Annotated in this window: 17 protein-coding genes; 9 read left to right on the top strand and 8 right to left on the bottom strand. The window is 66.1% G+C overall.

The window, feature by feature from the left end:
- Positions 1-259: 259 nt before the first annotated feature.
- The 6 genes from FG91_RS14695 to FG91_RS14670 all read left to right on the top strand — a co-directional run bounded on the left by FG91_RS14695 (position 260) and on the right by FG91_RS14670 (position 12,006).
- Complete coding sequence (locus tag FG91_RS14695) at positions 260-2,938, top strand: Rne/Rng family ribonuclease (RefSeq protein ID WP_037516295.1); 2,679 nt, start codon at positions 260-262, stop codon at positions 2,936-2,938.
- Positions 2,939-3,082: 144 nt separating this feature from the next.
- Complete coding sequence (locus FG91_RS14690; RefSeq protein WP_052187637.1) at positions 3,083-4,486, top strand: M48 family metalloprotease; 1,404 nt, start codon at positions 3,083-3,085, stop codon at positions 4,484-4,486.
- A 56-nt stretch (positions 4,487-4,542) separates the two neighbouring features.
- Entirely contained in the window at positions 4,543-6,150 is a 1,608-nt protein-coding gene (locus FG91_RS21075; RefSeq protein WP_052187636.1) for a DsbA family protein, read from the top strand.
- A gap of 11 nt (positions 6,151-6,161) precedes the next feature.
- Positions 6,162-7,976 carry a tetratricopeptide repeat-containing sulfotransferase family protein gene (locus FG91_RS14680; RefSeq protein ID WP_037516270.1) on the top strand — a complete coding sequence of 605 codons (1,815 nt, stop codon included), beginning with the start codon at positions 6,162-6,164 and terminating at the stop codon, positions 7,974-7,976.
- A 141-nt stretch (positions 7,977-8,117) separates the two neighbouring features.
- Entirely contained in the window at positions 8,118-10,550 is a 2,433-nt protein-coding gene (locus tag FG91_RS14675) for a TonB-dependent receptor (RefSeq protein ID WP_037516268.1), read from the top strand.
- A 145-nt stretch (positions 10,551-10,695) separates the two neighbouring features.
- Positions 10,696-12,006: an amino acid permease gene (locus FG91_RS14670; RefSeq protein ID WP_037516266.1), complete on the top strand. Its 1,311-nt coding sequence runs from the start codon at positions 10,696-10,698 to the stop codon at positions 12,004-12,006.
- Here FG91_RS14670 and FG91_RS14665 read toward each other — a convergent pair.
- The 3 genes from FG91_RS14665 to FG91_RS14655 form a co-directional block, all read right to left on the bottom strand.
- Complete coding sequence (locus FG91_RS14665) at positions 11,968-13,572, bottom strand: phytoene desaturase family protein (RefSeq protein WP_037516258.1); 1,605 nt, start codon at positions 13,570-13,572, stop codon at positions 11,968-11,970. The genes FG91_RS14670 and FG91_RS14665 overlap by 39 nt on opposite strands.
- Entirely contained in the window at positions 13,569-14,789 is a 1,221-nt protein-coding gene (locus tag FG91_RS14660; protein ID WP_037516256.1) for an FAD-dependent oxidoreductase, read from the bottom strand. Before FG91_RS14660 ends, FG91_RS14665 begins: the two co-directional genes overlap by 4 nt.
- 109 nt (positions 14,790-14,898) lie before the next feature.
- On the bottom strand, positions 14,899-16,062 hold the full coding sequence (locus FG91_RS14655; protein WP_037516254.1) for an aromatic ring-hydroxylating oxygenase subunit alpha: 1,164 nt from the start codon (positions 16,060-16,062) through the stop codon (positions 14,899-14,901).
- Positions 16,063-16,095: 33 nt separating this feature from the next.
- Here FG91_RS14655 and FG91_RS14650 point away from each other — a divergent pair, with 33 nt between their 5' ends.
- Positions 16,096-16,689 carry a TetR/AcrR family transcriptional regulator gene (locus FG91_RS14650; RefSeq protein ID WP_235212054.1) on the top strand — a complete coding sequence of 198 codons (594 nt, stop codon included), beginning with the start codon at positions 16,096-16,098 and terminating at the stop codon, positions 16,687-16,689.
- A 19-nt stretch (positions 16,690-16,708) separates the two neighbouring features.
- Here FG91_RS14650 and FG91_RS14645 read toward each other — a convergent pair whose 3' ends face one another.
- On the bottom strand, positions 16,709-17,443 hold the full coding sequence (locus FG91_RS14645) for an SDR family oxidoreductase (protein WP_037516289.1): 735 nt from the start codon (positions 17,441-17,443) through the stop codon (positions 16,709-16,711).
- Between the two features lie 162 nt (positions 17,444-17,605).
- On the opposite strand from FG91_RS14645, the gene FG91_RS14640 reads away from it, so the two are divergent.
- On the top strand, positions 17,606-18,505 hold the full coding sequence (locus tag FG91_RS14640) for an AraC family transcriptional regulator (protein WP_037516251.1): 900 nt from the start codon (positions 17,606-17,608) through the stop codon (positions 18,503-18,505).
- A 9-nt stretch (positions 18,506-18,514) separates the two neighbouring features.
- Here FG91_RS14640 and FG91_RS14635 read toward each other — a convergent pair whose 3' ends face one another.
- Together FG91_RS14635 and FG91_RS14630 are read right to left on the bottom strand one after the other, a co-directional pair.
- Positions 18,515-19,888 (bottom strand): M20/M25/M40 family metallo-hydrolase, encoded by a 1,374-nt coding sequence (locus tag FG91_RS14635; RefSeq protein ID WP_037516248.1) that lies wholly within the window; start codon positions 19,886-19,888, stop codon positions 18,515-18,517.
- Positions 19,889-19,945: 57 nt separating this feature from the next.
- Positions 19,946-20,536 carry a TetR/AcrR family transcriptional regulator gene (locus tag FG91_RS14630; RefSeq protein ID WP_037516246.1) on the bottom strand — a complete coding sequence of 197 codons (591 nt, stop codon included), beginning with the start codon at positions 20,534-20,536 and terminating at the stop codon, positions 19,946-19,948.
- Positions 20,537-20,612: 76 nt separating this feature from the next.
- On the opposite strand from FG91_RS14630, the gene bdcA reads away from it, so the two are divergent.
- Positions 20,613-21,326: an SDR family oxidoreductase gene (gene bdcA, locus FG91_RS14625; protein ID WP_037516244.1), complete on the top strand. Its 714-nt coding sequence runs from the start codon at positions 20,613-20,615 to the stop codon at positions 21,324-21,326.
- Positions 21,327-21,557: 231 nt separating this feature from the next.
- Here bdcA and FG91_RS14620 read toward each other — a convergent pair whose 3' ends face one another.
- Positions 21,558-22,802 carry a multidrug effflux MFS transporter gene (locus FG91_RS14620; RefSeq protein WP_037516242.1) on the bottom strand — a complete coding sequence of 415 codons (1,245 nt, stop codon included), beginning with the start codon at positions 22,800-22,802 and terminating at the stop codon, positions 21,558-21,560.
- 131 nt (positions 22,803-22,933) lie between these two features.
- Positions 22,934-23,236: a hypothetical protein gene (locus tag FG91_RS14615; RefSeq protein ID WP_037516240.1), complete on the bottom strand. Its 303-nt coding sequence runs from the start codon at positions 23,234-23,236 to the stop codon at positions 22,934-22,936.
- Between the last annotated feature and the right edge of the window lie 22 nt (positions 23,237-23,258).

The following is a 23,258-nucleotide window of genomic DNA, read 5'->3' as shown; positions in this document are numbered from 1 at the left end:
CGCTCCTCCTGCCCGCCCGCTCCTCCCGTAACAGGTTGATGCCGCATGAGGCTTGCCATGCCCTCTTCTGATCCCGACGCGGGCGCTTTCGCCCCGGCCGTCGCCGGATTTGAAGACCGCATGCGCGTCCAGGACCGGACGCAGGCTCCTTTCGGCAATAACGTCTTTTTTCTTTTCACCCGTATCCGCCGCGGCCCGCCCTCGGGCAGGTTCGCGGGATTTTTTGATGGCGCGCTAAGGCGCGCTTGGAGTGTATCTAATGACCACGCGCATGTTGATCGACGCGCGGCACCGGGAAGAAACCCGGGTCGCCGTCACCAAGGGAAACCGAATCGAGGAGTTTGATTTCGAGTCCGCCGAGCACAAGCAGCTCAAGGGCAATATCTATCTGGCCAAGGTTACCCGCGTCGAACCGTCGCTGCAGGCGGCGTTCGTCGAATATGGCGGCAATCGCCACGGCTTCCTCGCGTTCAGCGAAATCCATCCCGATTATTACCAGATTCCGAAAGAAGACCGCGACGCGCTGCTGCGCGAAGAGGCCGAGCACGCCGCAGCCGCCGCGCAGCGCGCCGAGGAAGACCTCGACGAGCTCGAAGGCGATGTCGCCGACGTCGAATATCACGACGAGGACGACAATGGCGACAGCCGCGCCGATCGCGACGACGACCGCGACGAGCATGACGACCATGATGACCGCGACGACAATGGCGATGCCGAGAATGGCGACGCCGAAGAGGGCGCCGAAGGATCGGAAGAAGGCAAGGAAGGCCGCGGCGATCGCCGGGGTCGTGGGCGCGGACGCGGCAACAACCGCAAGGGCGGCCGTGGCCGCAGCCGCCGGGGCGACGACGAGGACGGCGAAAACCGCATGTCGCTGCGCCGCCGCTACAAGATCCAGGACGTCATCCGTCGCCGTCAGGTGATGCTGGTCCAGGTCGTCAAGGAAGAACGCGGCAACAAGGGCGCCGCGCTCACCACCTATCTGTCGCTCGCCGGCCGCTATTGCGTGCTGATGCCGAACACGATGCATGGTGGCGGGATCAGCCGCAAGATTTCGAACGGCGCCGATCGCCGCAAATTGAAGGCGATGATCGACGAGCTCGCGCTGCCGCCGACGATGGGCTGCATCGTCCGCACCGCGGGGATGAGCCGCACCAAGGTCGAGATCAAGCGCGACTTCGACTATCTCGCGCGCCTGTGGGACGAGATTCGCGAAAATACGCTCGGCAGCTCGGCACCGGCGCTGATCCATTCGGACAGCGACCTGGTGAAGCGCGCGATCCGCGACATCTATCATAAAGACATCGAGGAAGTGCTCGTCGAGGGCGACGACGGCTACAAGGCCGCCAAGCAGTTCATGAAGCTGCTGATGCCGAGCCACGCGCGGCGCGTGAAGCAATATGCCGATCCGGTCTCGCTCTATCAGCGCTACGGTGTCGAGGATCAGCTCGCCGGGATGCTCAATCCCGTCGTCCAGCTGAAATCGGGCGGTTATCTGGTGATCAACCCGACCGAGGCTTTGGTGTCGATCGACATCAACTCGGGCCGGTCGACGCGCGAGCATAATATCGAGCAGACCGCGCTCAGCACCAACCTTGAGGCAGCGGCCGAAATCGCCCGCCAGCTGCGGCTGCGCGACATGGCCGGACTGGTCGTGATCGACTTCATCGACATGGATCATGGCTCGAACGTCCGTAAGGTCGAGCGCGCGATGAAGGACGCGCTGAAGAACGACCGCGCGCGCATCCAGGTCGGCCGCATCTCGGGCTTTGGCCTGATGGAGATGAGCCGCCAGCGCCTGCGCACCGGCGTGCTCGAAGCCTCGACGCGTCCGTGCCCGCATTGCGAAGGCACCGGCCTCGTCCGCACCGCCTCGTCGGCGGGCCTCAGCGCGCTGCGCCTGATCGAAGAGGAAGCCGCACGCGGCAAGGGCAACAAGATCACCCTGCGCGCGAGCCAGGAAGCGACCTTCTACCTCCTGAACGAAAAGCGCCGCGAACTGCGCGAAATCGAGGAACTTTACGGCGTCACCGTCGAAATCCTGCCCGACGGCGAGACCGAGGGCGCGCGCATGGCGGTCGAGGTCAGCGGCCCGCCGCCGATCGCGCGCCGCAGCTTCGCCCCGATCGCGCCGATCGAGGATGACGACGACGATTATCCCGAGGACGAGGAAGAAGAAGCCGAAGAAGAGGCGGCCGAAGAGCGTCCTGCACGTTCGCGTGACCGCGAAGAAGGCGCGCGCGACCGCGAGGAAGGCGATGCCGACGGCGAAGGCCGCAAGCGCCGCCGCCGCCGCCGCCGTGGCCGCCGCGGCCGCCGCGACGACGAGGGCAATGAAATCGCCGAAGGTGTCGAAGGCGGCGAGGATCGCGAAGGCGACCGCGCCGAGGCCGACGAAGGCGAAGCCGCGCCGGCCGAACCCGTCGAGGCCGCTCCCGAGGCGGACGCCGAGGAAGCCGAAGCCAAGCCGCGCCGCCGCCGCGGTGGACGCGGCCGCAAGAAGGCCGATGCGGTGGAGACCGCCGATGAGGCCGTGGTCGAAGCGGAAACCGCACCGGTAGAGACGGTCGAAGCCGTCGAACCGGTTGCCGAAGAAGCGCCGGTCGCCGAGGAAAAGCCGAAGCGCAAGCGCGCGCCGCGCAAGACCAAGGCCGCCGCGGCCGCCGAAGCCGAGGCTGCGGAAGCCGCCGAGGCACCGGTCGTCGAAGCGCCCGCGGTCGAAGTACCCGCCGCCGAAGCTCCGGCTGAAGCAGAAGCCGAACCCGCCAAGCCCGCACCGAAGAAGCGTGCGAGCCGCGCGAAAAAGGCCGTTGCCGCCGAGGCAGCAGCCGAACCCGCGACCGCGGGCGAAGTCGAACCGGTTGCGGCCGACGGCGAGGGCGAGGGCCCCGACGGCGAACCGCGCCGCGGCTGGTGGCAGCGCACGTTCGGCAACTGATCGTCCAAGCCGATCGGGTGACGCCCGATCGGCGGCTACCTGTCGCAGAAATAGCAAGCTGACCTTGCGTCCGCGCGCACGGACCCCCAATAAGCCCGCATGGCTTCACTCGGGGTTCAGGCGCGCGGCGCAAGAGAGGCGGGGATGCCCGCTTTCCCGCCGCAGCCCGCGTTCGGGGCGCACAGGCTGCGCTCCCTTTTCCGTATCGCGCTGACATTGCTTGCGATGTTCGCCATCGCGCTGCGCCCGGCGGCGGCACAGTCGATCTTGCGCGACGCCGAAACCGAAGCTTTGTTCCAGGACATGATGGACCCGCTGCTCGTCGCCGCGGGGCTCAAACCCGGGCAGGTGCGCGTGCATCTGCTCGGCGACCGCAGCATCAACGCCTTCGTCGCCGGCAGCCAGGACATCTATGTGTTCAGCGGGCTGATCGAGGCCGCCGACAGCGCCGAAGAGGTGCAGGGCGTGCTCGCGCACGAACTCGGCCATGTCATGGGCGGGCACGCAATCCGCGTCAACGAAGGCGCCAAGACCGCGACGGGCATCTCGCTGCTCAGCCTGTTGCTCGGCGCCGCGGCGATCGCGGCGGGCGCGGGTGAGGCCGGCATGGGCGTGATGATGGCGGGCCAGCAGGCCGCGCTCGGCAAGTTCCTTGCCTTTTCGCGCGTGCAGGAATCGACCGCCGACGCCGCGGGCGCGCAATATCTGTCGACGGCCGGGATCAGCGGCCGCGGCAGCCTCGCCTTTTTCAAGAAACTGCAGAACCTCGAATTCCGCTACGGGGTCAAGCAGGACGACGATCAGGCTTACGGCCGCACCCACCCGATGTCGGGCGATCGCATCCAGGCGCTGCGCGAAGTCTATGTCATCGATCCGGCATGGCAAAAGCCCGCCGATCCGAAAATCGAGGCGCGCTTCCAGCGCATCAAGGCGAAACTGTCGGGCTATATGGCCGAGCCCGAGCGGACGCTGCGCAAATTCCCCGAAAGCAACCGCAGCATTCCGGCGCGCTATGCCCGCGCCTATGCCTGGCACAAAAGCGCCTATCCGCAAAAGGCGCTGACCGAGGTTGAAGGGCTGCTCGCGACAAGCCCGAGCGATCCCTATTTCCTCGAACTCGAGGGCCAGGTGCTGCTCGAATCGGGCCGCCCCAAGGAAGCGATCCCCGCGCTGCGCAAGGCGGTCAGCCTGTCGCGGTCGCAGCCGCTGATCAGCGCGACGCTGGGCCATGCGCTGATCGCGACCGAGGATCCGGCGAATTATGCCGAGGCCGAAGAGGTGCTGAAAACCGCCGTCGCGCTCGACAACCAGAACCCGTTCGCCTGGTATCAGCTCGGTATCGTCTATGCGAACAAAGGCGATCAGGCGCGCGCCGCGCTCGCCTCGGCCGAACGCTACAGTCTTGAGGGTGGACAGTCGGGGCTCGCGCTGCGTAATGCCGAAATGGCGATGCAGGGTTTGCCCCAAGGCTCGCCCGACTGGATCCGTGCACAGGATATTTCGTTGGTGGCTCGCGCCGAGGTGGAACGCGAGCGCAAACGGCGTTAGTTTCGGGTGAAGACAGGGGCGACGCGTCGCATTTCCGTGATGCTCGAGGGCGATAAGTGACTGACAGAAAAGACGATTATTACCAGCCCTGGCTGCGCGACCCCGCGCCGACGCCGACAGGCGGCGCGCCGGCGCCGGGCGAAGGATTGGCGAAGCCAAAGGACGAGCCCCCCGTCGGCATTGACCTGACGCGATACAGCGCCCCCGAAAAACCGCGCGATCCGCTGGTGAAGCCCGAGGCGATCAAGGCCGGCGCGGCCAACCTGTGGGATCGTATCCGTGACGGCGCCGAAGCCTTTGCCGACTGGACGATCCGCGTCGGCGACCGCGCCGACATTCCCGCGCGCGTCGAAGCGATGGAAATTCCGCGCCGCTCACGCGAACTCGCGGCAAAGACCGGTGCCCTCACCATGCGCGCCGCACGCGCGGCGGGGCGCGGATCGGCGCAGGCGGGCCGCGCCGCAGCCAAGGCGAGCGGCGAGGCGTGGGAGAAGATGGCGCTCGGCGACAAGGCCCGGAAGCTGTCGAGCGAGGCCGGGCGCGGACTCGGCGAAGTCGCGGGCAAGACCAAGGCGGGCGTTGTCGACATCGCCAAGGCGGGCGGCGAAAGCCTTCGCGACGGCATCGGCGATGCCGCAAGCAAGCTGCGTCCCGCACCGCGCGAGGAACTGGCGCCGCCGCCCTCGGGGCTCGAACAATTGCTCGCGCGCGAGGAAGCCGCCGCCGCGCAGGCGAACGCGCCTGCCGCACCCGACCTGCCGCTCTTTGCGGGCGACGCCGCAATTCCGGCAGTAGCGAAGCCCGCGCCGGCCAATTCGGCGAACGCGATGGACGGCGACGATCGTTCGCCGATTGCGTCGCCGGTGAAAAATGCCGCAAAGACCGGGGCGATCCCGGCGCAAAGCTTGCCGCAGGTGAAGGGGACGGAAATGGACGGCGTTTCAACGCGCACATGGGGTTTGGCGCTCGGCGGCATATTGCTCCTCGCCAGCGTCTTCTGGCTCGGCGGCCGCTTCGGCGGCGGGATGAGCAAGAGCGAGGTTGAGACCATTGTCGCCGATTATATCAAGGCGAACCCGCAGATCATTCCCGAGGCGCTCGAAGCGCAGCGCAATGGCGAAATCGCCAAGGCGATCGACACGATTCGCCCGGCGCTCGAAAAACCTTATGCCGGTGCCTGGGCGGGCAATGCCGACGGCGATGTGACGCTGGTGGTGTTCACCGATTATGCGTGCGGTTTCTGCCGCGCGAGCGTGCCCGACGTCGACCGGCTGATCCGCGAGGACAAGCGCCTGAAGGTCGTGTTCCGCGAACTGCCGATCATCGCACCGCAAAGCCGCGATGCCGCGATCATGGCGCTCGCCGCGGCGCGGCAGGGCAAATATGACGCCTTCCACCACGCGATGTTCGCGGCGTCTTCGCTCGACAAGGCCGCGATCGCCGCCGCGGCTGAAAAGGTCGGCGTCGTCACCGACGGCACCGCCGACGCAACCGCGAACGAGGCGCTGTTCCAGCGCGAGCTCGACAGCAACCTCGCGATCGCGACCCAGTTGCAGCTCAACGCCACGCCGACGTGGATCGTCGGCAACCAGCTGTTCCAGGGTCAGATCGGTTACGACGCTTTGAAGCAGGCCGTCGCGAAAGCCCGCGCGGCGAAAAGCTGAGGGGCGCGACCATGGCGACCGTCTCGCACGATGAAGCGCTCGCCAACGCCCGCCGCCTGCTGGGCGGCGAACCCGGTGCCGCGCTGGCGCAGGCGCAGGCGATCATCGAGGCGATCCCGACGTCGGCGGCGGCGCATCGCCTCGCCGCGCATGCCTTTCGCGCCCTGAACCGCGAGGCGGAAGCGCAGGCCGCGTCGCTCGCGGCGGTCGGGGCGACGATCCATGACGAAGCGATGGTCGCTGCCGCGCTCGCGCTCGCCGAGGACCGGCTGCCCGACGCCGAGGGGGCGCTGCGCCAGCGCCTCCGCGAAGATGCGACCGATGTCGCGGCGATCCGCATGCTCGCCGAGGTCGCGGGGCGTATCGGACGATATGACGATGCCGAGAAGCTGCTGTCGCGCGCGCTGCAGCTTGCGCCCGGTTTCGGCGCCGCGCGCGCCAATCTCGCGACCGTCTATTACAAGCAGAACCGCTTCGCCGATGCGGCCGAGACGCTCGATGCCGTCCTCGGCGACGATCCCGACAATCCCGCGCATGCGAACCTCCGCGCCGCCGCGCTCGGCCGCATCGGCGGCTATGACGAGGCGCTCGCGCTTTACGAGGAACTGACGCGCCGCTTTCCCGATCACGCCAAATTGTGGATGAGCTATGGCCATATGCTCAAGACCGTCGGGCGGCAGGACGACAGCATCGCCGCCTATCGCCGCGCGCTGGCCGCCGATCCGGGGCTTGGCGAAATCTGGTGGAGCCTCGCGAACCTCAAGACGATCCGCTTCGACGCGGAGGACCGCGCCGCGATGGAGGCTGCGCTGGTTGCGGCCGAACCCGACGGCGACGCGCGCGGCGACGACCGGCTGCACCTGCATTTCGCGCTCGGCAAGGCGTATGACGATGCCGCCGAACATGACCCGGCGTTTCGCCATTATGCCGCGGGCAACGCGATCCGCTCCGCCCAGCTCGGCTATCGCGCCGCCGAAACGAGCGCCGCGGTCGATGCGATCATCGCCGCCTGCACCCCCGAATTCTTCGCCGCGCGCGCCGACGCGGGCGATCCCGCACCCGACCCGATCTTCATCCTCGGCATGCCGCGCGCCGGATCGACGCTGATCGAACAGATTCTCGCGAGCCATTCGGCGATCGAGGGCACGATGGAGCTGCCCGATATCCCCGCGCTCGCGCTCGGCCTCGGCCGTGAGAAGCACGACGATGGGCGCCGCTGGATCGAGGCGCTGGCCGAGACGCCGAACGCGCAGCTCGCAGACCTCGGCGCGGCCTTCCTCCAGCGCACCGCGGTGCAGCGCAAGACCGGCAAGCGCTTCTATATCGACAAGCTGCCGAACAACTGGCTCTACACCGCCTTCATCCGCCTGATCCTGCCGAATGCGAAGATCGTCGACGCGCGGCGGCACCCGCTCGACTGCTGTTTTTCGAACTTTCGCCAGCATTATGCGAAGGGGCAGGCGTTCAGCTACGGGCTCGCCGACGTCGGCGGCTATTACCGCGACTATGTCCGCCTGATGGCGCATATCGACGCGGTCCAGCCCGGCCACGTCCACCGCGTGATCCACGAGGCGCTGCTCGACGACCCCGAAACCGAAGTGCGTGCGCTGCTCGCCTTTCTGAACCAGCCTTTCGAAGCCGCCTGCATGGCGTTCCACACCAACGCGCGCGCGGTGCGCACGGCGTCGAGCGAACAGGTGCGCAAACCGATCAATCGCGACGGCGTCGGGCAATGGCAACCCTATGAAAAATGGCTCGATCCGCTGAAGCAGGCGCTCGGCCCCGTCCTCGGCGCCTATCCCGCCATTCCCGCCGATTTCGGTTAGGGCCCGCACGACAAAACGTTGCCTTTGAGCAACAGCGGACGACATTTTCGACCAACGACCGCACCGCCCCGCCAACAATGCTTGCGCTTGCGCGGCGGTGCGTCATGCTCCGTCACATGGCTGTCATGTGAGGGGGATTCCATGCGGAAACTATCGGCAGTATTGACCAAAAGCGGCGCGTTCCTGCTCGGCAGCACGATCTTGTGCACGTCGGGAACCGCGCTGGCCCAGCAAAGCAACACCAACGACGACCGCGACATCGTCGTCACCGCGTCGAAGCGCGAAGAAAATCTGCAGGACGTGCCGCTCGCGATCACCGCGATCGGGACCGAACGGCTCGACGAGCTGCAGGTCAAGGAATTCCAGGACGTCGTCAAATTCCTGCCGTCGGTGACGATCCAGACGCTCGCGCCGGGGTTCAGCCAGGTCTATTTCCGCGGCGTCGCGTCGGGCGAAAACGCCAACCATTCGACCTCGCTGCCGACCGTCGGCACCTACCTCGACGAAATGCCGATCACGACCATCCAGGGCGCGCTCGACATCCACGCTTATGACCTCGCGCGCGTCGAAGCGCTCGCGGGGCCGCAGGGCACGCTTTATGGCGCGAGTTCGATGGCGGGCACGATCAAGCTGGTGACCAACAAGCCCGACACCAGCGGCACCTATGGCTCGGTGGGGCTCGAACTCAACAGCGTGACGCGCGGCGGCATCGGCGGCGTGGCCGAGGGCTTCATCAACGCCCGGATCAGCGATCGCGCGGCGCTGCGCCTCGTCGGCTGGTATCGCCACGACGCCGGCTATATCGACAATATCGCAGGGACGCGCGTCTATCCGATCAGCCAGAACACCGATACCGATGGCGACGGCGAGAATGACACGGTCATCAACCTGCCCGGCGACGACATCACGCAGAACAACGCCGATCTGGTCGAAAAGGATTATAACACCGTCGACACCTATGGCGCGCGCCTCGCGCTCGGCATCGAACTCGACGACGACTGGACGATCCGCCCGACCTTGATGGGACAGATCCAGAAAGCGAACGGCAGCTTTGCGCAGGAACGCTCGTCCGCGGTGACGCGCAGCCTGCAGACGGTGCAATATAATCCCGAACGCAGCGACGATAAGTGGATACAGGCGGCGCTGACGATCGAGGGCAAGATCGGCAATTGGGACCTGACGGTGACCGGCGGGCACCTCCGCCGCAAGACGCTGACCGACAGCGACTATTCGGACTATGCCTATTTCTACGACGCGCTCTTTGGGTCGGCGGTTTATCTTTACGACAATGCCGGCGACCAGATCAGCCCGAACCAGTATATCCAGGGCATCGACCGCTATCGCCGGAACTTCGGCGAAATCCGCGTCGCCTCGCCCGCCGACGCGCGCATCCGCTTCATCGGCGGGCTGTTTTATCAGCGCCAGTCGCACAATATCGAGCAGCATTATATCATCGACAATCTGTCCGACGATCTGCAGGTGCCGGGCACCGTCGACAATATCTGGCTGACCAAGCAGCAGCGCGTCGACCGCGACTATGCGGCGTTCGGCGAGCTCAGCTTCGATATCACCGACAAATTGACGCTGACCGGCGGCGGTCGCCTTTACAAATTCGACAACAGCCTCGTCGGCTTCTTCGGCTATAACAACCCGGGTTACAGCAGCAATCCGGTCTATGCGTGCCAGGGGCCGGCGGTCGTCGACGGATCGCCGTGCACCAACCTCGACAAACGGACGAAGAAGACCGACTTCATCCACAAGCTGAACCTGACGTACAAGTTCACCGACGATGTGATGATGTACGCGACCTGGTCGCGCGGCTTCCGTCCCGGCGGCATCAACCGGCGTGGTTCTTTGCCGCCCTATGGCTCCGACACGCTCGACAATTACGAGCTCGGGTGGAAGACCAGCTTTGGCCCGGTTCGTTTCAACGGCGCGGCCTATCAGCAGGATTGGAAGAATATCCAGCTCTCCTTCCTCGGCGCCAATGGGCTCAGCGAAGTCCGCAACGCGGGCATCGCGCGTATCCGCGGGATCGAGGCCGACGTCAGTTACCGCTCGGGCGGTTTCTCGCTCGGCATGGGTGCGAGCTATAATGACGCGACGATCCGCCGCGATTTCTGCGCGATCGCCAATGCCGATTTCGATTGCACGACGCCGGGCAACAGCCTGCTCGCGCCGTCGGGATCGCGCCTTCCGGTCACCGCGAAATTCAAGGGCAATGCCGTCGCGCGCTATGAATTCCCGATCGGCGGGATGGATGGCCATGTCCAGTTCGCGGTCAACCATATCGGAAAAAGGCGGTCCGACCTTCGCACGCTCGAAAATGACATCGTCGGCAATTTCAAAGCCTATACGACCGCCGATTTCAGCATTGGCGTGAAGGGCAAAGGCTGGGACGCCGAAATCTATGCGACCAACCTGTTCGACAGCCGCGGCGTGATCAACAGCGCGGTCCAGTGCGGCGAGACGGTGTGCGGCGACGGCGATGGCCTTACCCCGGGCGGCGGGGTCTTTTACGACAATGTCATCCGCCCGCGCCTGATCGGGGTCAAAGTGAGCAAGGACTTCTGAGCGGCCCATTGAGGGGACGGCGCGAGGCCATCGCGCCGTCCCCTCGGCTCTATCCCCCACGCGGGGGATGGACGAACAGACCCCGATCGGACGGTATCGCCCGGCTCGATCGCGACCGGGGATAGAGGATGGGAACCGGCTTCGCATGGCAGAGATGATGACCGCAGGCGTCAGGCCCGCCCAAAAGCTCGGCCTTTCGATGTGCGTCGCGCTCGTCATGGGCAATATGATCGGATCGGGGGTGTTCCTGCTCCCCGCCAGCCTCGCGCCGTTCGGCTGGAACGGGGTCGCGGGGTGGGCGATCACGATCGCCGGGGCGCTCGCGCTCGCGGTGGTTCTCGCGCGGCTGACCGTCGCCTTTCCGCAGGCGAGCGGGCCGACCGCCTTCGTCCAGCTCGCCTTTGGGCGCATTCCCAGTTTCATGATCGGCTGGGCCTATTGGGTGTCGGTGTGGACCGCCAATGTCACGCTCGCGGTCGCCGCGGTCAGCTTCCTCAGCCTCTTCGCGCCCGCGCTCGGCGACCATATGGCGCTCTCGACGCTCGCGCTGATCTGGATCGTCACCGCGATCAACTGGCGCGGTGCGCGGGCGGCGGGGCGCTTCCAGATCGTGACCCTGCTCATCAAGCTGATCCCGCTGCTGACCGTGATCGTCCTGATACCGATCGCGTTCGGTAGCGAGACCCCCGTCGTCACGACGCCCTTTCCGGCCGAGGGACTGTCGCTGACGGCGGTCAGCGGATCGGCGATCCTCACCTTATGGGCGCTGCTCGGTTTCGAATCGGCAAGCGTCGCGACCGACAAGGTCAAGGACCCGGTCGTCACCATCCCGCGTGCGACGATCATCGGCACGCTGGCGACGGGCATCCTTTATCTGATCGTCTGTTCGGCGGTCGCGCTGATGTTGCCCGCGGACGCGGTCGCCACGTCCGACGCGCCGTTCGCCCTGTTCGCCGAAACCTATTGGGGGCACGGGCCGGCGTTGTTCATCGCCGCCTTCGCCGCGATCAGCGCGATCGGGGCCTTGAACGGCTTCACGCTGATCCAGGCCGAACTGCCGGCAACGCTCGCGCGCCAGGGCCTGTTTCCCGCGTGGTTCGCGCGCACCAACCGTCACGGCACGCCCGTTGCCGCACTGCTGATCGCAAGCACCCTCGCGACGGCGTGCGTCGTCCTGAACAGCAACAAATCGACCGCCGAGATGTTCACCTTCATGGCGATCCTGTCGACCTCGGTAACGCTGTGGCTCTACCTCTCCTGCGCCGCCGCGGCGCTGCGGCTGCGCGTCGCGATACCGGTTGCGCTGATCGGCCTCGCCTATTCGGTCTGGACGCTCTGGGGTGCCGGGCTGAACGTCAGCGCGATGAGCCTGATCCTGATGGCGGCGGGGCTGCCGCTTTACTGGTGGACGCGCGGCTCAACGCCATCGGGGAGCGAAGAGGCCCCGGTCGCGTAGGATGACTGCGGCGGCATTATGCCCCGGCGCGCCGGTGACACCGCCGCCCGGATGCGTCCCCGCACCGCACATATAGAGCCCTTTTACCGGCCCGCGATAGGCGCCGTTGCCGAGCACGGGGCGCGCCGACCACAACTGGTCGAGGCTCATATTGCCGTGCATGATGTCGCCGCCGACCAGCCCGAATTTGCGTTCGAGCCCTTTGGGGCTGAGGATCTGGCGCCCGACGATCGAGGCGCGGAATCCGGGAGCATAAGCCTCGACCGTATCGATGATCGTATCGGCGGCCTTGTCCTCCTCGGCATCCCAGTCGCGCCCGTCCGGAAGTTCGGGCGCGAATTGCTGGCAGAAGAGGCTGGCGACATGCTGGCCCGGCGGCGCAAGGCTGTCGTCGACGGTCGAGGGGATGAGCATTTCGACGATCGGCTTCTTCGACCAGCCATATTGCTTCGCGTCGAGGAAAGCTTTGTCCATATAGTCGAGCGTCGGGGCGATGATGATGCCCGACTGATGATGCTCGCCCGGTTCGGGCAGACAGGTGAATTTCGGCAGCTCGCTGAGTGCAACGTTCATGCGGAAGGTGCCGCTGCCCGCCTTGAACGCCTTGATCCGGCGCCGGAACTCGGGCGCGATATCGCCTTCGTCGAACATCCGTTCGTAGAGCAGCTTGGGCCCAACGTTCGCGATCACGCGCGCCGCGGCGATTTCCTCGCCGCTGACCAGCTTGACGCCGACCGCCTTGCCGCCGTCGACGAGAACCTTGTCGACCGGGCTTTCGAGGCTGATCTCGACGCCGAGCTGGGTGCAGACCTTCGCCATCATCTGCGTGATCGCGCCCATGCCGCCGACGCTGTGGCCCCACGCACCCTTCTTGCCATTCACCTCGCCGAAGACGTGGTGGAGCAGGACGTAGGCGCTGCCCGGCGTATCGGGGCTGGCGTAATTTCCGACGACCGCGTCAAAGCCGAAGGCCGCCTTGACCGCCTCGCTTTCGAACCAGCTGTCGAGGAAGGTGCGCGCCGATTTGGTGAAGAGTTCGAGCACGTCGCGCTGCTGCGACAGGCTGAGTTTGGTGAGACCACGACCCTGCCGCGCCGCGTCGAGCAGTGTCTTGAAGCCGTCGCCGACGTTGGGCGGCGATTTCAATGCGAGGTCGCGCAGCACGTCGGCCACCCCCTCGAGCATGTCATAATATTCGGGCAGACGCGCGGCGTCATGCGCCGAGAAGCGCGCAAATTCCTTTTGCGTGCGCTCAAGCCCGCCGCCGAGCTTCAGATAGCCACCATCCTCCTGCGGCAGGAAATTGCTGATCGGCCGCTCGATCACGCGGTAACCATGATCGGCGAGCTTCATGTCAGCGATGACTTTCGGCTGGAGGAGGCTGACCGTGTAGCTTGCGACCGAATTGCGGAAACCCGGTGCGAACTCCTCGGTCACCGCGGCGCCGCCGACGACGTCGCGCGCCTCGACGATGCGCACCTTCAGCCCCGCCTTGGCGAGATAGAAGGCGCAGACGAGGCCGTTGTGGCCGGCGCCGATAATCAGGGCGTCATAGGCTTTGGTCATTGGAAGTCTTTCGCAAGCGGGGATTGGACATGCTGGCGGCCGAAGCCGAGGCCGAGAACGCGGCCGGGAATCCGGCGCAGCAGCGGAATATGGTTGAGCAGGCGGACGGCGAACGGAACGCGCGTGATTTCGCCTCGGAGCATCGGTTCGATGATATTCTGGTGTGCGAAACGCTGGAGCCCCTGCATCCGCGTCGTCGGTTTCCAGCGGCGTTCCTGCACCCTGGCGAGCAGCGGATCGGGATCGGCGCCAGCCGCGAGCGGCGCGGCGAGGATGTTCGCCGCCGCGACGGCATCCTGCACCGCAAGGTTGATCCCGACGCCGCCGACGGGCGACATCGCGTGCGCGGCATCGCCGATCGCGAGCAGGCCGGGACGCGACCAGCGCGTCAGCCGGTCGAGCGCGACCGAGAGCAGTTTGACGTCGTCGAAACTCCGGATCGCATCGATTCCGGCAGCGAGGCCAGGCGCAATATCGACGATCCGGTCGCGAAACGCCGCGATGCCGCGCGCCTCGATCGGGGCAAAGCCGCCCTTTTCGATGATCTGCGCACATTGCCAATAATCGCCGCGCGGGATGGCGACGACCATGCCGCCCTTGTCGATCGTGCCGAGCGCAACTTCGGACATATCCATTCCTGCGGGAACGGGAATGCGGAACCACAGCACGTCCATCGGCGCGCCGAGGTCCTCGAGCGGCAGTTCGGCCGCGTCGCGGAGCACCGAACGGCGCCCGTCGGCAGCGATGACGAGCCGGGCGGGCAAAGCCTCTCCGGTCGCGAGCGTTACCCCGCTGACGCGGTTTGCGGCATCATAGGTCAGCCCGGTCGCCTCGGTCGACATGCGCAGATCGAAGGTCGGATATTTTCGGCCCTGCCCGGCAATGAAATCGAGCAGATCCCATTGCGGCATCATCGCGACGAAGCGCGCCGCGACGGGCAGATGCTTCATCGTCGCGATCGTATAGCGCCCGCCGAGCAGGTTGAGCATCATCGTGTCGATCGCGGCGTGCGGCTCTTTCAGCAGCTCTTCGAGCAGCCCGATTTCGTGGAACAGCTCGAGCGTCGAGGGGTGCACGGTGTCGCCGCGGAAATCGCGGAGGAAGTCGGCGTGCTTTTCGAGAATGGTGATGGAAACCCCGGCGCGCGCGAGCAACAGGCCCGCGACCATACCCGCGGGACCGCCGCCGACGATGATGACTGGAAGGTCGCTCTTCATTCTCCCCTCCCGCTTGCGGGAGGGCCCCGGGGGAGGGCCTGTCCCGCTGACAATTGACCGGAAGGGAAACAGACCCTCCCCTAGCCCCTCCCGCAAGCGGGAGGGGGATTTATCGGCTCCAGCCCGGCGCGGGCGCGCACTCCAACCGCGCCTCGGGGATCAGGTCGCGCATCCGCGAGCAGAAATGCTTGAGGCACACTTCCTTGTCGCTGAGCGGGCCCATGGTGAAGCTTTTCGACTGCATCCCCTGCTGGACGCGCGTGATCAGCTCGGTGTCCTCGGCGTTGACCTGGCGGTTGATGCGCCAGTTCAGATAGCGCGCGGCCTTCATTTCGCGGCGCTCGTCGGGGAGCACGTAGGAAATCTCGCGGATCAGGCACGTCGTCGGCCCGGTCGGGAGCCACTGCATGAAATCGACCTGGTCGGGATAGATGTCGAACGCGACGTTCGGCCAAAGCTTGAAATAGAGCCAGTGGCGCTGGTTCGCTTGCGGAAGATGCGGCACCGGCGGCAACAAGCGTTGATACATGCGCTCGGACCAGTTCACCGACGGCCGATCGATCAAATCGCCCCACATGCGGTCGACATTGTCCTCGGCCTCGACACCATAGCTTTTGCCGAACAGGCGCGTGAGGCCGGGATGCGCGACGGGGATGTGGAGGCCGTCCGAATAATTGTCGCCGACATTTTTCCAGTTCACGTCGCGCGGACGCAGCGTGACGCGGCCGAGCGCGCCGAGTTCCTCGAAGCGGTAGGGCGCGACCTGCGCCTCATAGGGCGCCATCATGCTCGCGACCGACGGGCCGCCATCGTCTTCGAGACGGACGAACCAGAAACCGCGCCATTGTTCGAGCCCGACGGGGACGAGCCCCGCCTTGCCCTTGTCGAGCGTCGGATAGCTCGCCGAATCGGGCACGCCGGTCAGCCGGCCGTCGAGTTCGTAGGTCCAGGCATGGTAGGGGCAGACGAGCTTTTTCGCGCAGCCGACCGCGCCGTCGACAAGCCGCGAGCCGCGATGGCGGCAGACATTGGTGAAGGCGCGCACATCGCGATCGGTGCCGCGCACCAGAATCACGCTCTCTCCGCAATAGTCGATGCTGTGCCAGTCGCCGACGTTCGGAATGTCGCTGTCGTGGCAGACGACCTGCCAGCTCGGACGGAATATCCGCTCCATTTCAGCGGCATAGAAATCGGGATCGCTGTACGTCCAGGCGGGCAGCGACCAACCGTCGAGCGGGTCGAGATTCGAATCGCGAAGGGGTGCAGTTGCCATGTCTCGTTCCTTGTTGTACATATGTATAACAAGATGACCGCCGTTCGCCAAGCCTTTACGCGCGAAAGCGCCGATGCCCGCCGGGCGGACCTGATCGAGGCGACCGCGGCGGTGCTCGCCGAACAGGGGCTGGCGGGAACGAACGTCCGCGCGATCTGCGCGAAGGCGGGGGTGTCGCCGGGGCTGCTGCGCCATTATTTCGGCGGCATCGACGATCTGGTGGCGGCAACTTACGAGGCGACAAGCGACCGGATGGACGCAATTTTCGCGGGCGCGGTGGACGGCGCCGGTGCCAACCCGCGTGAGCGGCTCAACGCCTATCTGACCGCCAGCTTTCGCCCGCCGGTGACCGATCCCGAACTGCTCGGCGCCTGGACCGCCTTTTGGGCACTCGCGCGCAGCGACACGCGCATGGCGGCAATCCACGCGACAAGTTACGCGGGCTATCGCGCCCGGCTTTGCGAATTGCTGATCGCGTGTGGCGCAGCTGACGCCGATCGGCTGGCGATCATGCTCACCGCGATGGTCGACGGGCTGTGGCTCGAACTGTCGCTCGACGCCGCCAGCTTCGGGGCCGAAGCGGCGGCGGCGATGGTCGAAAAGGCCGTGGCGGCGCTGCTCGATTAGCAACGCCGCCAACGGGGTATCAAAAGCTGCCCTTCACCGGGCGGACGATGATCTCGCTGACGTCGACATCCTCGGGCTGTTCGACCGCGAAACGGATCGCGCGGGCGATCGCGTCGGGCGTGATGGCAATGCTGCGAAATTCGGCCATGGCCGCCGCACTGTCGGGATCGGTGATGTCATGGCCGAGTTCGGATTCGACAACACCGGGCGAAATGATCGTCGCGCGGACGTCCTGATGCTCCTGCCGGATGCCGTCGGTGATCGCCCAGACCGCAAATTTGGTGGCGCAATAGACCGCGCCGGTGGGCACGACATAATGCGCGCCGAGCGAGGCGACATTGATGAAATGGCCCGAACGCTGCGCGATGAAACGGGGGAGCGCGGCCGCAATGCCGTTCAGGACACCACGGATGTTGACGTCAATCATCGCATCCCAATTCTGCGTTTCGAGCGCGGCGAGCGGCGACAGCGGCATGATGCCGGCATTGTTCACGAGCACATCGACGCGGCCGAAGCGAGTGACCGCGTGATCGACGAACGCCTGCATGTCGTCGCGGCTGGTGACGTCGAGCGCACGAAACTCGGCTGCGCCGCCCGCGGCGGCGATCTCTGCGGCGAGCGCTTCGAGCCGATCGGTACGGCGGGCGCCGAGAATAAGTTTCGCGCCGGTGGCGGCGAGCTCGCGCGCGGTCGCGGCGCCGATGCCGCTGCTCGCGCCGGTGATCAGGATGACTTTGTCGGTGGTGGGGGTCATGATCGTCTCCATCGAAGCCGGGCGGCCCTGTGCCGTCCGCTGACCCGTTTTGGACCGTTTCGGACAGGAAGCGGTAGAACGCACCTCCGCGATGATTGCACGATACTCCGGACGCCGCGCTTTGCGCTTGTCCGGGCACGGCAAGACTGCAAGACCGTCGCAATGACGACACTTGAGGAAATGCAGTCACTGTTGCTTCGACACCGGCCCACCGAGGGGATTCACGCCTGCGCGCTGCCACGCGTTTCGCTTGTCCGCAGCTCCGAACCGAGCAACCCGATGCCGGTCGTGTACGAACCGTCGCTCTGCCTGGCAGTCAGCGGGCGCAAGCGGGTGCTGCTGGGCGACGCCAGCTTCATCTACGACAGCGCGCAGTTTCTGGTGGTGTCGGTCGACCTGCCGGTGAGCGGCATGATCGTCGATGCCAGCATCGAGAATCCCTATCTGTGCCTGAAGCTGGACCTCGACGTCGCGGTGCTTAGCGAACTGCTGCTGGCGCACGATGCGCGCGTGCCGCGCAGCGACCATGCCCCGTCGATCGCGGTCGGCGATACCGACGCGGGCCTGCTCGACGCCGCGCTCCGCCTGCTGCGGCTGCTCGATACGCCGGACGACATTGCTGCGCTGGCGCCGCTGGTCGAACGCGAGATATTGTACCGGCTGCTGACCGGATCGCAGGGCGCGATGCTGCGCCATATCGCCACCGCCGACACGCGGCTGCACCAGATCAGCCGCGCGGTGGCCTGGATCAAGGAGCATTATGCCGGCGCGTTCAGCGTCGACCATCTGGCGGGGCTGGCGGGGATGAGCCCGTCGTCCTTCCATGAGCATTTCAAGAGCGTTACGCGCTTCAGCCCACTGCAGTACCGCACCCGGCTGCGCCTGCTAGAAGCGCGGCGGCTGATGGTGTCGGAGGCGATGGACGCGGCGAGCGCGGGCTTTCAGGTCGGGTACGAAAGCCCATCACAGTTCAACCGTGATTACAGCCGGACCTTCGGCGTACCGCCACTGCGCGACGCCGCGCGGTTACGCGCGGCGCCGGAGTTCGGCTTGTCGGCGTAGCGCCGCCTTCTATTTCGACAGGTCGCGCAGCAGGCTGTCCCAATGCGCGAGCGCCGGGGTGATCGCGTCCACGGGCACGCGCTCGTTGAGCCCGTGCGCGTAGCTGTCGCTCGCCTTCGAAAAGAGGCCCGCGACGCCGTAGCTCGGGACGCCCTGAATGCGGAAATGATAGCTGTCGGTCGCGCCCGCGCTCATCGACGGGATGATCGGCAGCCCCGGCGCGCGCGCGCGCACCGCCTTCGTCACCGCCGCCACGACGTCGGGGCGCAGCGGCGAAGCATCGCTCGCGCTCGCGTCGGGATCGGTGTTCACCTTGATCGCGGGGTCGGCGATGGCCTTTTCGAGCTCGGCGCGCACCGTTTCGACCGGCACCCCGGGAAAGATGCGGCAGTTGATGTTCGCCGTCGCCCTTTGGGGAAGCGCATTTTCGGCGTGACCGCCCTTGACCAGCGTCGGGACGCAGGTGGTGCCGATCTGGCCGACATATTCGGGCTCGGCGCGGATCGCGGCGATCGCCTTGGCGTCGGCCGGGTTCGCCGCGAAGGCCTTCAGCGCCGCGCCGATATCGCCGCCGACCTGGTCGGCGACGATCGGCATGCCGACCTTGGTCAGCTCATTCTGCTGCGGCGTGAAGCGATAGGCGCCGACCTTGGCGAGCGCCGCCGACAGCTGGACGATCGCATTGCTGCCCGTGGGACGCGAGCTGTGCCCGCCGGGGTTGGTCACTTCGAGCGTGAAGTCGGCATAGGTCTTCTCGCCCGCCTGCAGCCCGTAATATTTGGGTTTGCCGTCCTCGCCGATCGTCCCGCCACCACCGTCGCCGTTGAGCGCGAATTCGGCGCCCTTATATTTCGCGGCGAGCGCGCGCGTCGTGGTCATCGAGGTTTCCTCGTCGCCCGACAACAAAAGAATGATCGAACGCTTCGGCTTGAAGCCGTCCTTCTTGAGCTGCGCCATCGTCGCGACCATCATCGAGACGTCGAACTTATTGTCCTCCGACCCGCGGCCGAAAATATAGCCATTCTCCTCGACCGGCACGAAGGGGTCGCGTGTCCAGTCCTTGGGATCGGCCTCGACGACATCCATATGGCCGAGCAGCACGATCGGCTTCTGCTTGGTCGTCCCGTGCAGCGTTGCGGCGAAGGTCGCGGTCTCACCGATCGGCGTGATCTCAATGTCAGCGTCGGCATAGCCCGCGGCTTTCAGCACGCTGGCATAATAGGCGGCGAGCTTGGGCACCTGTCCGCGGCCCTCGACGGTCGGGATCGCGATGCTGTCCTTCAATATCTTTTTCGCCGCCTCGGTATCGGCGGGCTTGGCGTGGACGGGCGCGGCGGCGAGCAAGGCGGCGGCGAGGGCGAGCGGAGCGGTTAGGTTGCGCATGGAGGCGGACTATGCCGCGTCCGCGCGCCTTCGCAAGGGGGCATCCGACAAGCGGGATCAGGCAGGCAGAGTTTTCGCGAGCGCGCTGCCCGCGAGCCGGGCGGTGGCAAGGAGGCGGGGCAAGTCGTGCCCGCCGCGCGCTTTCGCCGAAAGCCCGGACATCGTCGTGCTGACGAAATCGGCCACTTCATCGGCGGCTTCGGGATGGCGGGCCGCGATATAGTCGCGGATAAACGCCTCGGCGCCGAGGTTAAGCGCGCGTGCGGCTTCGCGCGCGCCCTCGTCGTTGCAGCGCGTACCTTCGAGCACGAGACAGCCGCCCGCCGCCGGGTCGGATGCATAGCGGCGCGCGGCTTCCTCCAGCATCGCCGCAAGAGCCTTGGCGACAGGCACGTCAGGACGCAGGATGTCGGCGAGCGGGATGGCCGCGGTGCCGGTCCAATGGTCGAGCACGCGTTGATAGAGGCCGGCCTTGCTGCCGAAGGCGGCGTAGAAGCTGGGCGGATTGATGCCGAGCGCATCGGTGACGTCGGCGACGCTGACCGCGTCATAGCCGCGCGCGTGGAAAAGCTGCTGCGCGGTTACGACAGCGGCGTCGGGATCGAAGCGCCGCGGGCGGCCGCGCGATCGGGGTTTATTTGTAGTCACTGTTACAAAATACCTTGACGATGGCTTTCGCGATTTTATGTAGTGCTCCCTATATTAATAAGCAAGGAATCTCCCAATGTCCGAATTCCAAGGAAAATCCGTTCTCGTCCTCGGTGGCAGCCGCGGGATCGGGGCGGCGATCGTGCGCCGCTTCGCCGCCGACGGCGCCAAGGTCGTCTTCACCTACAACGGCTCGCGCGGGGAGGCCGAGCAGCTGGCGACCGAGACCGCCACCACCGCGGTGCCGACCGACAGCGGCGACCGCGACGCGGTGATCGCGCGGGTGCGCGAGAGCGGTCCGCTCGACATTTTGGTCGTCAACGCCGGCTTCGCGCTGTTCGGCGACGCGCTCGACCTCGATCCCGACGAGGTCGACCGGCTGATCCGCGTCAACGTCAACGCCCCCTATCATGCGTCGGTCGAGGCGGCGCGGCAGATGCCCGAAGGCGGCCGCATCATCGTGATCGGGTCGGTCAACGGCGACCGCATGCCAGTGCCCGGCATGGCCTCCTATGCGCTGAGCAAGTCGGCGTTGCAGGGCATGGCACGCGGACTGGCGCGCGACTTCGGCCCGCGCGGGATCACGATCAACATCGTGCAGCCGGGTCCGATCGACACCGATGCCAACCCCGAGGACGGGCCGATGCGCGAGCTGATGCACAGCTTCATGGCGATCAAGCGCCATGGGCGGCCCGAAGAGGTCGCGGGCATGGTGGCCTGGCTCGCGGGCCCCGAGGCGGGCTTCGTCACCGGCGCGATGCATACGATCGACGGCGCGTTCGGCGCGTGAGGTGATTGGGGGCGGTCGCGAGGCCGTCCCCACGGGAGAGAGGCGTCCGAAAGCGACCGGAAGCTGACCCTCTTTCATCGTCACCCCGGACTTGATCCGGGGCCTGCCTTGTCTTCGGCGATGCTGGAAAGAAGGAAGGCGGGTCCCGGGTCAAGCCCGGGATGACGAAGCCGGAAACGTCCGCGCCCCGCCCCTAAGCGGGCGGTCATCGACCTCAAGCCGACATGGCCGTCAATAAGGGCTTTTCGGCGCCGTTCCCGGCCGCGTGAACAGCTTGCCGCGCTCGGCCCAGAAGACGAGCGCGAGGCCGATCACCGCGCTGATCAGGAAGGCATAGGCGAGCGGCAGCGTCGTGCCATCATATTGCTGGCCGATCGTCGCGCCGACGGTCGCCGCGAGCAAAGTCTTGGCAAAGCTCTGATACGACGACGCGACCCCGGCCATATGGCCGAAATCCTCCATCGCGATCGACCCGAAGTTGCTGCCGATAAAGCCGACGAGGCCGACATTGACCATCATCAACGCGGTGAACATCCACAGCGTCTCGACCCCGCTCAGCGCCGCGACGATCTGCAGGATCGAGGTCGCCATGAAGGCGAAGACCGCCGCCTGCGATACGCGCCGCGCACCGAACCGCTCGACGATCGCGGCGTTGGAGAAATTGGCGATCGCAATGCCGACCGCGACGCACGCGAAGATCAGCGGGAACATCGCCTGCGCGCCGAACACTTCGGCGATGATCTGCTCGCTGCTGTTGAGATAGCCATAGAGCGCGCCCTGCATCATCCCCGACGCGATCATATAGCCCGCCGCGCGGCGATGCCGTGTGACCGTCGCCCAGCCGGCGACCATCGTCTTGAGATCGAGCGGCCGCACGTCGGCGGGGTCGAGCGTCTCGGGAAGGCGGCGCAGCCAGAACAGCATCACGATCGACATCACCGCCAGCACGACGAAGATCGCGCGCCAGCCCGCCACCGCGGCGATCCCGGCGCCGATCGTCGGCGCGATGATCGGCACGATCATGAAGACGAGGAAGATCAGCGACAGCCGTTTCGCCATCGCATCGCCCGCGAACAGGTCGCGGATCACCGCGACGACGATGACGCCGAGCGCAGCACTGACCAGCCCGTGGACGAAACGCAGCACGAGCAGCATCGCGAAACTCGTCGCCAGCCCGCACCCGATCGCGAGCGCGAGATAGGCGAACAGCGCGGGGACGAGCACGCCCTTGCGCCCGAACCGGTCCGACAGCGGGCCGTACAGCAGCGAACCGAAGCCGATGCCGAGCAGATAGATCGAGATGATATGCTGACGATCATTCGCGACCGTGACGCCCAGCGCCTGACCGATCGCGGGCAGCGCGGGCAGCATCGAATCGATGGCGAGCGCATTGAGCGCCATGACCATCGCCATCATGACCACCATCTCACGGTCGCCCGGCAGGCTCCGTTGGGGGGATTGGGCCGGCTTGTGCATGGCGGCAGCCTATGCGCCCATGCCGCCGCTTTGGATAGTCCCCCAATGCCCCACAAAGGCAAAGGGCATTGCTATGCAACGCAAAAGGGCCGCCTCGGCGAGACGGCCCTTCGCTTTTCGTGGGACGTGGCTCAGCCCTGGCGGGTGCCGGTCATCGCCATCGAACCGAACGCACCGGCCTTGATCGTGCCGGTCAGCGCGTCGCCGTCGATCGTCGCTTCGCATTCGAGCGTCATCGGCATCGGCACCTTCATGTTCATGGTCCAGGTCAGCTTGTTGCCGTCGACCTTGCCATTTTCGACGTCGAGCGAACCCATCGCGCCGGCGTTCTGGCCGGTGAAGCCGCCGCCGTCGCTATTCACGGTGAAAACCGACTTCTGGTCGCCCATCGGCGACTTGGTTACGCAATCATAGCTGCCATCGACTTGGGACATATGGGCTCTCCTTACTGAAACT

It is taken from the genome of Sphingopyxis sp. LC81 (assembly GCF_000756375.1).
Lineage (GTDB): Bacteria > Pseudomonadota > Alphaproteobacteria > Sphingomonadales > Sphingomonadaceae > Sphingopyxis.
Note: the sequence above shows the minus strand (reverse complement) of the source record. Positions and strands in the feature narration are given on the sequence as shown.

Excerpts from the sequence above, each read along its gene's own strand:
- FG91_RS14695 (WP_037516295.1), top strand. The coding sequence starts at position 260 with ATGACCACGCGCATGTTGATCGACGCGCGGCACCGGGAAGAAACCCGG.
- FG91_RS14690 (WP_052187637.1), top strand. The coding sequence starts at position 3,083 with ATGCCCGCTTTCCCGCCGCAGCCCGCGTTCGGGGCGCACAGGCTGCGC.
- FG91_RS14680 (WP_037516270.1), top strand. The coding sequence starts at position 6,162 with ATGGCGACCGTCTCGCACGATGAAGCGCTCGCCAACGCCCGCCGCCTG.
- FG91_RS14675 (WP_037516268.1), top strand. The coding sequence starts at position 8,118 with ATGCGGAAACTATCGGCAGTATTGACCAAAAGCGGCGCGTTCCTGCTC.
- FG91_RS14670 (WP_037516266.1), top strand. The coding sequence starts at position 10,696 with ATGGCAGAGATGATGACCGCAGGCGTCAGGCCCGCCCAAAAGCTCGGC.
- FG91_RS14665 (WP_037516258.1), bottom strand. The coding sequence starts at position 13,572 with ATGACCAAAGCCTATGACGCCCTGATTATCGGCGCCGGCCACAACGGC.
- FG91_RS14660 (WP_037516256.1), bottom strand. The coding sequence starts at position 14,789 with ATGAAGAGCGACCTTCCAGTCATCATCGTCGGCGGCGGTCCCGCGGGT.
- FG91_RS14655 (WP_037516254.1), bottom strand. The coding sequence starts at position 16,062 with ATGGCAACTGCACCCCTTCGCGATTCGAATCTCGACCCGCTCGACGGT.
- FG91_RS14650 (WP_235212054.1), top strand. The coding sequence starts at position 16,096 with ATGACCGCCGTTCGCCAAGCCTTTACGCGCGAAAGCGCCGATGCCCGC.
- FG91_RS14645 (WP_037516289.1), bottom strand. The coding sequence starts at position 17,443 with ATGACCCCCACCACCGACAAAGTCATCCTGATCACCGGCGCGAGCAGC.
- FG91_RS14640 (WP_037516251.1), top strand. The coding sequence starts at position 17,606 with ATGACGACACTTGAGGAAATGCAGTCACTGTTGCTTCGACACCGGCCC.
- FG91_RS14635 (WP_037516248.1), bottom strand. The coding sequence starts at position 19,888 with ATGCGCAACCTAACCGCTCCGCTCGCCCTCGCCGCCGCCTTGCTCGCC.
- bdcA (WP_037516244.1), top strand. The coding sequence starts at position 20,613 with ATGTCCGAATTCCAAGGAAAATCCGTTCTCGTCCTCGGTGGCAGCCGC.
- FG91_RS14620 (WP_037516242.1), bottom strand. The coding sequence starts at position 22,802 with ATGCACAAGCCGGCCCAATCCCCCCAACGGAGCCTGCCGGGCGACCGT.
- FG91_RS14615 (WP_037516240.1), bottom strand. The coding sequence starts at position 23,236 with ATGTCCCAAGTCGATGGCAGCTATGATTGCGTAACCAAGTCGCCGATG.